10 protein-coding genes, 2 tRNA genes and 1 other RNA gene are annotated in these 14,143 nt (G+C 68.4%); 9 read left to right on the top strand and 4 right to left on the bottom strand.

The features are described from left to right. Window positions 1-27 precede the first annotated feature (27 nt). Window positions 28-118: signal recognition particle sRNA small type (gene ffs / locus ACFY10_RS49025), an RNA gene on the bottom strand. A 76-nt stretch (window positions 119-194) separates the two neighbouring features. On the opposite strand from ffs, the gene ACFY10_RS49020 reads away from it, so the two are divergent. After that, a tRNA-Ser gene (locus tag ACFY10_RS49020) sits at window positions 195-279 on the top strand. 1,048 nt (window positions 280-1,327) lie between these two features. Here ACFY10_RS49020 and ACFY10_RS49015 read toward each other — a convergent pair. Continuing rightward, window positions 1,328-1,711, bottom strand: coding sequence for a hypothetical protein (locus ACFY10_RS49015; protein WP_390671907.1), 384 nt, complete (start codon window positions 1,709-1,711; stop codon window positions 1,328-1,330). Here ACFY10_RS49015 and ACFY10_RS49010 point away from each other — a divergent pair. From ACFY10_RS49010 to ACFY10_RS48990, 5 genes are all read left to right on the top strand, one after another. Next, window positions 1,695-2,915 carry a hypothetical protein gene (locus ACFY10_RS49010; protein WP_390671906.1) on the top strand — a complete coding sequence of 407 codons (1,221 nt, stop codon included), beginning with the start codon at window positions 1,695-1,697 and terminating at the stop codon, window positions 2,913-2,915. The genes ACFY10_RS49015 and ACFY10_RS49010 overlap by 17 nt on opposite strands. Further along, window positions 2,896-3,462: a hypothetical protein gene (locus tag ACFY10_RS49005; RefSeq protein WP_390671905.1), complete on the top strand. Its 567-nt coding sequence runs from the start codon at window positions 2,896-2,898 to the stop codon at window positions 3,460-3,462. Before ACFY10_RS49010 ends, ACFY10_RS49005 begins: the two co-directional genes overlap by 20 nt. A gap of 142 nt (window positions 3,463-3,604) precedes the next feature. After that, window positions 3,605-3,702 (top strand) — tRNA-OTHER (locus tag ACFY10_RS49000). Between the two features lie 261 nt (window positions 3,703-3,963). Further along, complete coding sequence (locus ACFY10_RS48995; protein WP_390671904.1) at window positions 3,964-4,302, top strand: CU044_2847 family protein; 339 nt, start codon at window positions 3,964-3,966, stop codon at window positions 4,300-4,302. Continuing rightward, window positions 4,299-8,492, top strand: a complete 4,194-nt coding sequence (locus ACFY10_RS48990; RefSeq protein ID WP_390671903.1) for a trypsin-like peptidase domain-containing protein — start codon at window positions 4,299-4,301, stop codon at window positions 8,490-8,492. The genes ACFY10_RS48995 and ACFY10_RS48990 overlap by 4 nt, the downstream gene beginning before the upstream one ends. A 91-nt stretch (window positions 8,493-8,583) precedes the next feature. Here the strand turns inward: ACFY10_RS48990 and ACFY10_RS48985 are convergent, their stop codons facing one another. Then, window positions 8,584-9,345, bottom strand: coding sequence for an ATP-binding cassette domain-containing protein (locus tag ACFY10_RS48985; protein ID WP_390671902.1), 762 nt, complete (start codon window positions 9,343-9,345; stop codon window positions 8,584-8,586). Between the two features lie 314 nt (window positions 9,346-9,659). On the opposite strand from ACFY10_RS48985, the gene ACFY10_RS48980 reads away from it, so the two are divergent. The 3 genes from ACFY10_RS48980 (at window position 9,660) to ACFY10_RS48970 (ending at window position 13,263) form a co-directional block, all read left to right on the top strand. Then, window positions 9,660-10,700 carry a substrate-binding domain-containing protein gene (locus ACFY10_RS48980; RefSeq protein WP_390671901.1) on the top strand — a complete coding sequence of 347 codons (1,041 nt, stop codon included), beginning with the start codon at window positions 9,660-9,662 and terminating at the stop codon, window positions 10,698-10,700. A gap of 40 nt (window positions 10,701-10,740) precedes the next feature. Further along, on the top strand, window positions 10,741-11,754 hold the full coding sequence (locus ACFY10_RS48975; protein ID WP_390671900.1) for an ABC transporter permease: 1,014 nt from the start codon (window positions 10,741-10,743) through the stop codon (window positions 11,752-11,754). A gap of 87 nt (window positions 11,755-11,841) precedes the next feature. After that, window positions 11,842-13,263, top strand: coding sequence for an ATP-binding protein (locus ACFY10_RS48970; RefSeq protein ID WP_390671899.1), 1,422 nt, complete (start codon window positions 11,842-11,844; stop codon window positions 13,261-13,263). 26 nt (window positions 13,264-13,289) lie between these two features. Here the strand turns inward: ACFY10_RS48970 and ACFY10_RS48965 are convergent, their stop codons facing one another. Beyond that, the gene (locus ACFY10_RS48965; RefSeq protein ID WP_390671898.1) at window positions 13,290-14,072 is read right to left on the bottom strand and encodes a calcium-binding protein; all 783 of its coding nucleotides are present in this window, start codon (window positions 14,070-14,072) and stop codon (window positions 13,290-13,292) included. Window positions 14,073-14,143 lie beyond the last annotated feature (71 nt).

Below are 14,143 nucleotides of genomic sequence, written 5' to 3'. Positions count from 1 at the left end.
CCGCCGCGACCTGTCCCCCGGGAACGCAAAGACCCCCCACGCACCCGCCAGAGCCGACCTACCCTTGCTGCCTTCCGGCCCTGGGGGAGTTCAGTCAGATAGCGCCGCGTGAGGGGCTGAGCCCCAGCCTACCCGATCGCCGGGCGCCCGAACGAGTTCGCTAGCACCCTCCAACGTCATGTAATGTTTCCGGCGGAGGATTCGCCTAGAGGCCTAGGGCGCACGCTTGGAAAGCGTGTTGGGGGCAACCCCTCACGAGTTCGAATCTCGTATCCTCCGCAGCCGCCTGAACAGGCAAGACGAAGGGGCCCGCTGATCTTCAGCGGGCCCCTTCGTCGTTGGGCCCCTTCGTTGTCGTCCTCAGCCTTCGTTGTCCTGGTTTTTGTCCACAGGCGGTGTTTCTGGGGTTCCCCAGAGGGCTCCGCCGGTCTTCCGGGCCACGTCCTTGAGCATGGCGTCGGGCACGTGGCCAACGCGACTGCTGCGACACCGCGTTCGTGACCGGGCCCACGCGCATCGTGGTGACGGCACCGCCCGCGGCGACGGCGGCGATCGCTACGCCGCGTCGCAGTCTCATGCGGTCACCGTGCCGCTGTCGGCGAACCGTGAGAGCGCAGGTGGAACGAGCCTGGACGCCAAGGGACCCTCGCAACCGACGCCCGACTTGTCCAAGCGCATCAGGCGCACGCTGAGCGGTCAAGGATGCCTCAGGCCAAGGAGGAGGGTTGCGTCCAGGGAAATGGTCTACGGGTGCGACCTGATCCGGGGGTTTGCTCCGGCGTCGGGGTGAGGGCCGCACGAGAGTTGCCGCTGCCCCGGCCACCGGCATCGTGCTTCTTATAGCCGAGGTGATCGGTGATCTCACCTTCCAGGGCAGATTCCAAGGTCCGCTTGGTCAGCTGCTACAGCAGCCCACACTGCCCGGTCAGCTGAAGCCCTCCGACCGGGCCCGCTCCACCAGCTCGCGACAAACTGCTCGTCGGAGACGGGCACAGGCTGCCCAGGCTGGGCACTCTCGACAGGCTCCGCGGTCTCCAACTCCACGGCGGTGTCAGTCACTTGACGTCTCTCCCATGATTGCCGGATCCGCCGTTGGATTTACACTCCCAGCCCCTGGGGCGGCCGTGAAATCCGGCTGCCTTCGTAAGACTTGAGGCGGATCTGAGCTCAGCGGCAAAGCGAGTTGATCTCAATGGCAAAGCGATCACCAAGCTTGTTGACCTTTCAAGTTTCACCGGGCTAGCTTCCAGTCACGCCGCAAACGACCAGATCAGCGGGGTGCAAGCGGGGGGCACATCAACGGCGATCGGCCATGTCCCCGCCGAATTCACAGCCACACTTCGTGGGGCTTCATTTGACCCACCGAGCGACCTGCAAAAGCGGGGTGCGCCGGTGAAATAGGGGAATCGGGGATTTCCTTAATGACCAAAATATCTGGCAGACGTCTGTCTCTGGCCACTGCGTTGAGCGTCGTCGCCGCATCGGCGGTGATCGGCCTGGGACTGTCGTCGCCGGCCAATGCCGTCTGCACACAGGGCTCCAGCGACTCATCGGGCTGCGGCAGCACCAGCAGCCCGTCCCCCAGCACTTCGCCCTCGCCGTCGGCCACCGAGGTCAAGCCCACGGACTCGGCGCCGCCGCCCTCCAGTGGGCCGACGATCACCGCGGCGCCCAGCCCGAGCACCCTGACCCCTGTGTCCGGCGCCGCCATGGTCAAGGGCATCTTCACCCTGGGCAACGGCTCACCGCTGGCCGGCGCCACGGTGACCCTGACCCCGGTGGACGAGGCGCTGCCGGCGGACGGCAGCACGATCACGCCGACGACCGTGGGCACGGCGACCACAGCCGCGGACGGCAGCTGGTCGTTCACGCTGCCCTCGACCCTCCCCAGCAATCTGCAGACCTACGCGGACGACAACGGAGGCGTGCTCTCCCTGGAAGCGTCCTTCTACGGCCAGGCCCCGGACGGCACTGTGCTGACCGGTACCGACTACGTGGACGCGGGCGTGGCCACCGGTTCCGCGACCACGGAGGGCTCGGCCGCGGCCCGTGCCGAGGCGACGGACACCGTGGCGATCCACCCCGACACGGACGAGACGCAGGTGACTCCAGCGGACTCGACCCTGGTCGACACCGCGGACACCCCTTCCGACACGGCCATGAACACCTGGCAGTCGGCGGACGGCACGTCGGCCACCACCTTCAATCCGGACGTGGTCGACGGCGTGGACTACAGCGCCGTGAAGCCGAAGATCGGCGTGCCGGTCTGCGTGCCGAGCAAGCACGTGATCAAGCAGCACGACTACTACACATCCGTCGGTGAAGCGCACGCGTACTACGACACCACCGCCGCCTTCGAGTACAACAACACCCTGTCCAGCACCTGGGGCGTGGCAACCAGCGTCGACGGCGAGCACTGGTCCATCACCGGAAAGGTCTCGCGCAAGAGCAGCACCGGCCACGCCGTGGGGTTCGCGAACCAGGGTCCGCACTGGGCCAAGCGATTCCAGATTCCGGTCGAATACCAGGACGTCGACCATCAGGTCGCCTGCCCCAACCACAGGGTCACGCATTCGTACTCCATTCTCCCGGTCAAGTACGACATTCCTGCCGGGGGAGCGGTGGCGAGGTACGGCGGCGATGTCCGCAACAAGGACGGAGTGGCGGCGTACCGGAATTCCAATCCGTCCTATCGTGCGGTTCTCGGCAAGAAGCAGTACGCGACCATCACCTCCGGAACCTCCATCACCATCGGCTACGCCGCCAAGGTGTTCGGAGTGACGATCAGCCTCGACACCGAGTACGGCACCTCGCACTTCCAGAAAATCACTGCGGGGTCGGGTGGCTCGGAGCACGACATCTGGGGCGCCAAGGGCAAGATTTCGGGGAACCCCGGTGTCATCTACTCGTACTAGCGGCCGCGCCTGGGCGCTCGCCGCGACAGCACTGCTGGCCTTCGCGACAGGTTGCGCGGGTGCCACCGGCACGGACCGGGTCACCGTGGGGACGGCGCTGCAGGCGGAGGGGCCGGGAACATCCGGTTCCCTCGGCTTCTCGGACGTGAAGGTCGGCGACGTCTACCGCATGGCCTTCCCCCTCACGAGGAACACGTCCAGACAAGCCGTCTCCGTCACGGGGGTCAAGCTCCTCAACGTCCCGGCGGGCGCCAAGGTCCTTGGCTACGCGGTCTACTCGGTGAAGGACACACCCGGCTACCGGCTGGGCTACCGGGAGACCGCCCACCCCACCGCCGGCGACGTGGACCTCGACAAGTACCCGAACTACGCCGGGCACCCTTACACCGTCAAGCCGGGGGCGCTCAGCGACAAGTACGCGGTGGTACGGCTCAAGGTCACCGCACAGGTGAAAGCACCCATCTCGGGCTGCGAGGCGGACTACACCCAGGCCGGTCAGACCTATCACCAGACCCTGGCCTGCAAGTTCGGGCTCGACATGGCCTGAACGAGCTCGACGGCATGAATGCTTCCTGTCGCGCAACCCACCGGTGACGCCCTGCCTCGACTGCCGAGGCAGGGCGTCACCTGCTCCCGCAGGCAAGCGGCCTGAGCCGAGTTCGGGCCGGGCATGGACGCTCGCACGGCCTGGGTGACAGCGCGGCCAGCGCGGCATCCGGACCCCAGACGAACATTTGGAAAGCGTGTTGGGGGCAACCCCTCACGAGTTCGAATCTCGTATCCTCCGCAGCCGCCTGAACAGGCGAAACGAGGACCCCGGACCGCTCAGCGGCCGGGGTCCTCGGCGTATCGCGGGTGACACGACCGGCACCAGCCCTGGCCATGGAGGTCTGCCAGGTCGATCTGTCGGATGTCGGGGTCGGCCCCCGCCACGGCATGTGCCTTGTCGTTGAAGCCTGTTCCACCGAAGCAGACGAGCCGTGGCTGTCCCCGATTCCTGGGTCTCCGGGACAGTAGGCTCTTCGCCCACGCAAGGCTAGGGGGCTGAGTGGCAACGCAGATCGTGTCGTACTCGCTGGACGACGAGACGGTCGTCCAGTTCGAGGTCGAACCGACGGGGGACTGGCACCCCGTCGGTACAGCCGAGGTGGTGGGTCGTGTCGGGGATGCGGTCGGCCCTGCGATCGAGGCCGCGCGCAGCGTCCTGAACCGGGTCTCAGGACTGCGCCCTGACAATGTCCAGGTCAAATTCGGCGTCAAGGTGAACGGCACCGCCAACTGGATCATCGCCAAAGCGGCCACTGAAGCCAACTTCGAGATCACCCTCACCTGGGATCCGCAGTCACCGACGGGATCCGGTGCGAATTCGGAGCCCTCTGGGGCATGAATGCGACTTCGCGCGGGGTGCGTCCCAGGCGGGACACCTGGGTGGCCGCCATCCACAGCACTCCACAGGACGTGCGCCCGCTGGGCTCCGGTTTTCTGATCGACAGCCGACGCGTGCTGACCTGTGCGCACGTGGTCCGGCCCATCTGGGACAGGAAGGGTGACCTTTGGGTCGCCTTTCCCAAGGCCGAGGAAGTCGTCGAGCGCCGTCTGCGGGTTTCCGCGGTGTCCCTGCCGGCCGACGACCAAGGCGTTCGCGACGTGGCTGTCCTCCACCTGACCGAGGACGTGCCCAGCGGCTTGGCGGCCCGGCTGCAGCGAGCGGCCCCCGGGGATCTCGTCGGCAAGAAGTGGTGGTCGTTCGGCTTCCCGGAAGGAGCGCTCGGCAACTCGGCGAGCGGCACCGTGGGAGAGGAACTCGCCCATGGATGGGTGCGCCTCGACACGGATGAGTCCCGTTATCCGGTCAAGGGCGGCTACAGCGGGGCAGCCGTCTGGTCGCCCGATGTCCAGGCTGTCGTCGGCATGGTGGGGCAGGCCCACAGCACCACGGGCGACGCTCTGGCCCTCACCGTGCGGGAGATCGACAGGCTTCTGCCCGAGGAAAAGCTGTGCAATCTCGTCGAACGGTCGCTGGATGCCGTCGATGAGGCACCTCTGACTTCGTGGGGCTGGTCGCTGGAGACCGACCCGGAAGCCGGCAGGCATTGGCGGCCCCGTGCCCGAGGCGTGAGCACGGACGCCGAGCGCGGATTCCGCTTCCGGGGGCGGACCGCCGTACTGAGTGACGTCACCGCATGGATCACCGCCACCCCGCCGAGCCGACAGGTCCTCGTGATCACCGGCGCACCGGGCTCGGGCAAGTCAGCCGTTCTGGGCCGGATCGTCACCACTGCCGACCGGGAGGTGGCCGCATCCTTGCCACCCGAGGACACGGCCGTGCGGGCCCCACTGGGATCCGTCGCCTGCGCCGTCCACACCAAAGGCAAGACTGCGCTCGAGGTCGCGCAGGAGATCGCACGTGCCGCTTCGGCTCCCCTGCCCCGGCAGGTCGGCGATCTGCTGCCCTCGTTGCGGGAATGTCTGCGCGAGCGTCATCGCCATCAATTCACGCTCGTCGTCGACGGCTTGGACGAGGCCACGTCCCCCGCCGACGCACGCGCCGTCATCAGCCACATCGTGGTTCCGCTCGCGGAGACCTGCGCGGATCTGGGAGTGCGTGTGGTGGTCGGCACCAGGCGTCGTGACGATGCCGGCGACCTGCTGGGCGCCTTCGGGCAGGCGGCACGTGTCCTGGACCTGGACTCACCGGAGTTCTCCGCCCTCTCGGACCTCACTGCGTACACGGTGGCGACGCTCCAGTTACAGGGGGACGAACGCTCCGGCAGCCCGTACTCCGACCTGGGGGCCGCCCTGCCCCTGGCCGAGCGGATCGCCGCCCTCGCCGACGGCAACTTCCTGGTCGCCGGGCTTGTGGCACGGACCCACGGGCTGCACGACGTACAGGCCGCGGATCCGCGGAAGGTGTCCTTCCCGGTGACGGTGGACGCCTCGCTCCGCGAGTATCTGCACCTGCTGCCGGAGCTGGGAACGCTCACCGCGGAGAAGCTGCTCGTCCCCCTCGCCCACGCCGAGTCCCCCGGCCTCCCGCTCCCGCTGTGGCGTACGGCTCTGACGGCTCTGTTCGGCACGGCCCCCACCGAGGACGAGCTGTTGTCCTTCGCTCGCTCCTCCGCCGCCAATTTCCTCGTCGAGACCACGGGCCAAGGGCCGGACGGTATCGCCTTCCAACTCTTCCACCAGGCCTTGAACGAGGCGCTGCGCGCCATGCGCGCCGACATGGCGGACCTCGTCCGCGACGAACGTGCCATCGCACGTGCCCTGCTCTTTGACGGCGTGCAGCACGGCTGGTCCCGCGCGCACCCCTATCTGCTGCGCTCGCTCGCCGGCCATGCGAGACGCGGAGGCGTCATCGACGAGCTCCTGTCCGAGGACGACTATCCGCTGTACGCCGATCTGCGCCGACTGATCCCGCAGGCACGGGACGCCGGCACTTCGGCCACCCGTCGACGTGCCGAAGTGCTGCGTCGTACGCCCCGGGCCATCGACGCCCCTCCACAGGAGCGAGCCGCCCTCTTCAGCGTGACCGAGGTCCAGGAACGCCTCGGCACGACCTACCGATCCAATGCCGCGGCCGCCCCCTACCGAGCTGTGTGGTCCACCGCGCCACCTGCGCCGGAAGTGGCAGTCCTGGAAGGGCACGACCGGCAGGTGGACGCCCTCTGTTTCGTCGACGTCGGCGAACGCGGGGTCCTCGCCAGTGCCGACGGTGCCTCCATCAGGCTGTGGGACGTGGCGACCGGTGACACCCTCCACACGCTGGAGGGCCGCTCCGAACGGTGGCTCAGCGCGCTGTGCGCGGTCTCGGTCTCCGGCCGTACGCTCCTGGCCAGTGGCGAAGGCGACGGCTCGGTGCGGTTGTGGGACGCAGGCGTCGGCGCGATGGTCCGTACCCTGACGGGACATGACGCGCCGGTCGTCCATCTGTGCACCATCGACATCTCGGAGCGCACCTTCCTGGTCAGTGCCGGGCACCACGGGCGCGTGCTGGTCCGGGACCCGGAGAACGGTGACGTGCTGAGCGCCTTCCCGGCCGACGGCCGTCGGATCACCGGGGTGGGCGCGCTGGAACTGGACGGCAGCCCCGTCCTGGCCATCGCCACCGCCTTCACGCCGAGATCCGACCTGATCCATCTCTGGGACCCCGTGACCGGCGCGACTCTGCGCAGATTCGACGTGGACGACTTCGAGTCCGCTCGCAGCGACGTCGTCAGGCGACCCTTGGTCTCCGTACCGGGTCCGAACGGCCCTCTCCTGGCCACGTTCAGCGGTTACGACTGCGTCAGGCTGTGGGATCCGCAATCCGGCAGGACCGAACGAATCATGGCAGCAGACGACTGGCTCTGCGCGCTCTCCACCGTGCGCACCCGGAACGGCCTTCTCATGGCGGTCGGTTACGGCGGTGACGGAGCGGGCGGCGTCATGCTCCTGGATCCGTTCACGGGCGAGAAGGTCCACTGCCTGGACGGTCATGACGAATGGGTCGGCGCGGTGTGTGCCGCGCAATCGCAGGGCGAACTGCTCCTGGCAAGCGCCGGTGGGGACTACACCGTGCGGTTGTGGGACCTCGACAGAAGCCCGGGCCCGGAAGATCACGACGACGCGGGGACCCGGGTCACGTCCCTGTGCTCACTCGAGGTCCGGGACCGGATGCTCGTCGCCGGCAACGGGCTGCGCGGCGGATCCCTGCGCATCCACGATGTGGCGACCGGCAGGCTGGTCGACCGGGTCGACACCGGCCACGAAACGGTCTGGGCCTTCTGCCCTCTGCGGTTCGAGGACCGCGACTGTCTGGCTATCGCCGGAGCCGGCGGCGGGACGCCCACGGTTCAGATCTGGGATCCCCTCACAGCGGTTACGACCCAGGCGTTGACAGGCCTGGAAGTCAGGCAGATGTGCCCGGTCGAAGTCGACGGCCGGCCGTGTCTGGCAGTGGTCGTCCGGGACGGGGAGGCGTACCGCATCTCCGTCTGGGATCCGGCGTCGAAGGAGATCGTCCGGACCGTCGGCCAGGGCACAGGCATCACTGCGGACACCTTCCTCCCCGTTCGCGTCGCGGGGCGCAACGCCGTCGCGGAACTCCACAGCGGGCGGAGTCACGGTTCCGGCCGGGTCACCGTGTGGGACATGGATGAGGGCGCGTTGATCGCCTCCTGGGACGTGCCCGACGAGGGCATCTCGGACCTGTTCGAGCTGAAGACCGAAGGGGGTGTCCTCTTGGCAGTCAAACAGCAGGACGGCACCGAGGGCGACGATGATTTCGGCAGCGGCACGCTGTGGGGCCTGGACCCTCTCACGGGACGCAAGGTTCTTGTCCGCGCCCTGCACAGCGGGTGGGTGAACGAAGTTCGGCCTGTGGAGATCCACGGCCGCAGGCTGGTCGCGACCGCCGGTCAGAACACACGCTCCGTGGGCCTGTGGGCGAGCGACACCCTGGAACCGGTGACGGATATTCCGGTACGCCGAGAGGCCTACGCGGTGGTCGGCGCCGGGGACCATCTCGTCGTCGGCCTCGACCACGGCCTCCTGGCGGTGAGGATCACGAGTGAGTCGATCCCGGTGGGCCACTAGCCGGACCGCGTGACGGTCCGGCGTGCCGAGCCGCATCAGTGGTCCGGCCCTCTGGCGTTGCACTCGGCTGTCCGCCGGGCGGAGACATCGGTCAGGCATTGCTCGTGGCGCCGACGATCGCGGAGAAGATCCGGTCCTGCGGGGTGGTCGGCACATGGAAGAAGCCGTTGTTGCAGCCGAGCCGCAGTACCGCCGCCTCGTCCGCGACCGCCTTGACGTCTCCCAGGTTGTGGCTGATGAGGATCACTCCGATGCCCTGCTCGCGGAGCTCGTCGACGAGGTCGAGGACGTGGCCGGACTGGGCGACGCCGAGCGCCGCGGTGGGCTCGTCGAGGAGGACGGCCTTCGGGTGGCCGAGGAGTGCGCGGGAGATGGCGACCGTCTGGCGCTGGCCCGCGGACAGTGAAGCGATCGGGGCACGCACATCGGGGACGCGGATGCCGAGTGTGTCGAGCTGACCGCGTGCCTCCCTGCGCATGCCGCCGTCGTCCATCAGCCGGAACAGGCGGCCCCGCACACCGGGGGACCGCCGCTCCCGCCCCAGGAAGAGGTTCTCAGCGACATCGAGGTCGTCGCACAGCGCCAGGTTCTGGTACACGGTCGCGATGCCGAGGCGCTGGGCGATCCGGGGGGTCCTGATGTGGACGCTTCGGCCCTCCCACTCGATGACGCCCTTGTCCGCGGGGTCGACGCCCGCGATGACCCTGATGAGGGTGGACTTTCCGGCACCGTTGTCTCCCAGGAGGGCGACGACCTCGCCCTCGTGGACTTCCAGGTCGACGTCCTTGAGGGCCTGGACGGCGCCGAACCGCTTGGAAATCCCGTGCAGCGCGAGCAGGGGAGGCCCAGTCACGCGAACCTCTCCTTCTCCGCGCGACCGAGCTGACGCCGCACGGCCTCGGTGGAGCCCCTGCCCGGGGCGGGTCCGGCCCGCTCCTCGACAGGACCAGGGGGCTCCCTGTCCCGATCACCATCTTTCGTCGCCGTCGGGACGTATGCAATGCAGGACGTGAACAAGGAGGCCGACGCGGACAAGGAGGCCGAAGACAAGACTGAAGCCGCACAGTGCGATATGTATTAACAATCTGGACATGGCGCGGAGCCCAGGGACTTCTACGACGCAGTGACTTCCACGACGCTGGACCCGGCCGGAGGAGGGTGTCACCGATGGCACACCACCACACCGTCCGCAGGCACAGCCGGACACGGCGTTCCCGGCAGGGGACGATGCTCTTCCTGGTGGGAACACTGCTGCTCGGCAGTGCCGCCTGCGGCGGGAGCAAGGACTCCACGGGCGGCGACGGGGCGCGGAAGGTCACCATCGGTCTGGTGACCAAGACCGAGACCAACCCGTTCTTCGTGACCATGCGCAGGGCCGCCGAGAACGCGGCGAAGAAGACACACGCCGAACTGATCGCCCTGTCCGGCAAGTTCGACGGAGACAACGAGGGCCAGGTCGCCGCGGTGGAGAGCCTGATCACCCGCCATGTGCAGGGAATCCTGATCACACCCTCGAACACGACGGGGATCCTGGGCGTCATCGCGGAGGCCCGCCGGCAGGGCATCCTGGTGATCGCGCTGGACACCGCGACGGACCCGGCGGACGCGGCGAACGCCACGTACGCGACCGACAACTTCAAGGCCGGACGCCTCCAGGGCGCCTATGTCCGGACCGTCCTCGCCGGCCGGGCCCCCAAGCTGTTCATGCTCGACGGCACCGAGGGCTCCACGGTCAGCCAAGAGCGCCACGACGGCTTCCTCGGCGGCTTCGGGATCAAGAACGACTCACCGGCGATCCGCGGACGGGCAAACACCAACGGCGACCGCAATCAGGCGCAGGCCGCGATGGAGAACCTGCTGCAGCGCACGAGCGACGTGAACTCGGTCTACACCATCAACGAACCGGTGGCCAACGGCGCCTACACGGCCCTGGCCGCACGCGGCCTCACCCGCAAGGTGACCGTCGGCTCCATCGACGGCGGATGCGACGGCGTGCACGACGTCAGATCCGGCAAGTACGCGGCCACCGTCATGCAGTTCCCGGTCAGGATGGCCGACCTGGGGGTGGCCGCGGTCACCGACTTCGCCCGGCACGGGAGGAAACCGTCCGGCTTCACGGACACGGGCACGGTCCTCATCACCGACAAGCCGGTGCGGGGACTGGCGTCCCGGAGCACGGACTGGGGACTGAAGCACTGCTGGGGATGACCTTCGGGCGCCGACCGGGCGAAGGGATCAACAACGGATCATGAGATCTCCCGTCACGACCAGTCCAGCCGCCGACAGCGAGAGGGGCACCGCGCTGCGGGACGCGTTCCGCTACGCCCTGCGCACACCGACCGTCGGCCCCCTCGCGGCCCTGGCCCTCGCCGTACTGGCCTTCTCGCTCACGACGGACACGTTCCTGACGCCGGAGAACCTCTCCCTGGTGCTGCAGCAGTCCATCGTGATCGGCACGCTGGCACTGGGCCAGACCCTGATCATCCTCACCGCGGGCATCGATCTGTCGAACGGGGCCATCGCGGTCCTCGGCACGCTCGTCATGGCCAAGCTCGTCTTCGAGGGACACAGCCCGGCGGGGGCGCTGCTGCTCGGCCTGGTCGTGGCGACCTGTATCGGGCTGGTCAACGGCCTGCTCGTGGCCCAGCTGGGCCTGCCCCCTTTCATCGTGACCCTGGGTGCGCTGACCGTCGTCTACGCCGTCGGCAGGCTCTACTCCGATTCCCGCAGCTATCCGGTGACCGCCGATCTGCTGGTCTTCTGGGGGAACGGCATCCACCTCGGCAGCGTCCTCGTCACCTGGGGAACGTTCCTGCTCGTGGGCCTGTACGCGTACTTCTGGTACGTGCTCGCCAAGACGGCCTGGGGCCGGCACATCTACGCCGTCGGCAACGCACCCGAGTCCGCCCGCCTGACCGGCATCAACGTGCGGCGCACCATCCTGTCGGTCTACCTCACCGCCGGTCTCCTCTACGGCATCGCCGCCTGGCAGGCCCTCGGCCGTATCCCCAACGCCGATCCCAACTCCTACCAGACGGCGAATCTGGAGAGCATCACGGCCGTCGTCATCGGCGGGACCAGCCTCTTCGGCGGCCGGGGAGGCGTTGTCGGAACGCTCATCGGGACGCTCATCGTCACCGTGCTCCGCTCGGGCCTCACCCAGGCGGGTATCGACAGCCTCTACCAGGACGTCGCCACCGGGACCCTCGTCGTCGTCACGGTCGCCGTCGACAAGGTCCTGCGCAGAGGCTCCACGCGCTGACTGCGACCCGTCATCGCCCCATCATCCGCGGATGGTAACAATCGCAATAGTATCTCCGGCGATACTATTGGCCGCGGAGGTGTTCCCATGCGTCGTTTCATCGGGCGGGACCGGGAGCTGAAGGTGCTCGGCAACGCCTTGCAGGGGGTTCAGGACGGCGCCGGGTCGCAGAAGCCGGGTCAGTGCATCCTCGTGCGCGGTCGGCGGCGGGTCGGCAAGTCCAGCCTCGTCGAGGAGTTTCTGCGGCGCACCGGGACGCCGTATCTCTTCTTCACCGCGGCGGGCGGGACGGCGCAGGACGAGCTCAGGGAGCTGCTCGACGCCGTATCCCGGTCCACGCTCCCGGAGCGAGGGCTGTTCGCGGAGGAGGCCCCGGAGCAGTGGAACGCGGCGTTCAGGCTCCTTGCCGAGGTGCTGCCCGACGACAGCCCGAGCGTGGTCGTCATCGACGAGGTGCCGTATCTCATGGACCGTGTCGACGCCTTCGAGGGCATGCTGCAGCGGGCCTGGGACCGCCTGCTCAGCCGCAAGCCGGTGCTTCTCCTCCTGGTCGGCTCCGATCTGTCGATGATGGAGGCCCTCAACAGCTACGACCGTCCTTTCCACCAGCGCGGTCGGGAGATGGTCGTGGGGCCGCTCAATCCGGTCGACATCGGCGAGATGCTCGGGCTCGAGCCCGCGGCCGCCTTCGACGCCGCTCTGATCACGGGCGGGCTTCCGCTGATCTGCGCGGAGTGGCGGGTCGGAGCGGACGTGTGGGAGTTCCTCCGCGACTCGCTGGACAACCCGATCTCGGCACTGCTGGTCTCCGCCGAGCGGTCGCTCGCCGCGGAGTTCCCGCCGCAGGCCATGAGCAGGGAGGTCCTGCGGGCCGTCGGAAGCGGGGAGCGGACCTTCACCAACATCGCGCGTGCCGCCGGCGGCATCGCACACACCACGCTCACCCGGGCCACCGATGTCCTGACCGAGAAAAGGGTCGTGGCGGCCGAACTGCCGCTCTCCCTGCGGCCGTCCAAGGAACGCCGCTACCGGGTGGCCGACCCCTATCTGCGGTTCTGGCTGGCCTTTCTGGATCCCCATATGGCGGAGATCGAGCGGATGCGCGGCGATCTCACGCTGAGCCGCATCAAGGAGCGGTGGACGAGCTGGCGGGGTCGTGCGATCGAGCCGCTGGTGCGGGAGTCCCTCGCCCGGCTCCTGCCGGACGGGCCCCTGCCCGCCGCTCCGGCGATCGGCGGGTACTGGACCCGCAGCAACGACGTCGAGATCGACCTGGTGGGTGCCGACCGGCAGCCGGTGGCGAGGCAGTTGCTCTTCCTCGGCTCGGTCAAGTGGCTGGAGACCTCCGCCTTCGACAGCCACGACCTGGCCGCGCTGCAGAAGCACCGGGCAGCGATCACCGACGAACCGGTGCCGCTCGTGGCGGTCTCCCGCAGCGGGGTCGGCTGCTCCGGGCTCCAGGCCGCGTACGGTCCCGAGGAACTGCTCAGCGCCTGGCGCAAGGCCTGAACAGCGGCTGAGCAGGGCCAGGGCCGCTAGCGGACGTCCACGAAGTCACCCGTCGCCTTGACGGCGCTGGTCGTCATGGTGGGCCTGAACTCGTACCGCCAGTAGCGGTCGGCGGTCGCGGTGACCTTGGCGGTGGCGATCCCGGTGGAGTTCGTGGTGACGTAGCCGAGGGACTCGTAGTAGTCGTTGCCGGGGGTGCGGAACTCCAGGTAGGCGCGCTGGTTGGTGTAGCCGCGGTAGTCGTGGGTGTCCCAGTTGGCCCGGGAGAGCTTGCCCGTGACGGTGAGGGTGCTGCCCTTGGCGACCGGCTCGGGGGAGGCGTTGGCGGTCAGCTTGCCGTAGCGCTTCATGAAGAACGAGGTCCAGCCGTCCGCCTGCACGTAGTCCCCGTCGTTGGCGTGCGCCTCGGCGTAGATCTTCCAGATGCCGGCCAGCGAGTTCTTCAGATCGCGCCGGGGGTCGATCGTGTAGTGCCTGGTGCAGACGGACGTGTTCCCGTTGGCCGTGCACACGGCCGCCGTCTCTGTGGGCTTCAGGACCGCGTCCGCGTTGGCGAGGCTGCTGCCGTGGTAGAGCGTGAAGTCCGCCTTCTTGATGCCCGAGTCGTCACTGGCCGTCAGCTTGACCGTGATCGTCCTCGAGTCGGTGATCCCCAGGACGACGTCGTTGCCCGAGCCGCCGCCGCCGGTGATCCGGAAGTCGTTGAGATCGACGTTGCCGACCTTCTCGTCCGCCTGCGCGCTCGGCGTGAGGAGAGCGGCTGCCGCCAGCGCGCCGAGCAGGGCGGAGCCGATCACCGATCTTCGCATGGAACCCCCAAGGACGGGCCCGCCCTCCCCGGCAGGCCGCTGACAAGTGCAGGCAGTGTACGCACCCGGCG

Origin of the sequence: Streptomyces sp. NPDC001401 (genome assembly GCF_042895385.1) — a bacterium.
Classification (GTDB): domain Bacteria; phylum Actinomycetota; class Actinomycetes; order Streptomycetales; family Streptomycetaceae; genus Streptomyces.
Note: the sequence above shows the minus strand (reverse complement) of the source record. Positions and strands in the feature narration are given on the sequence as shown.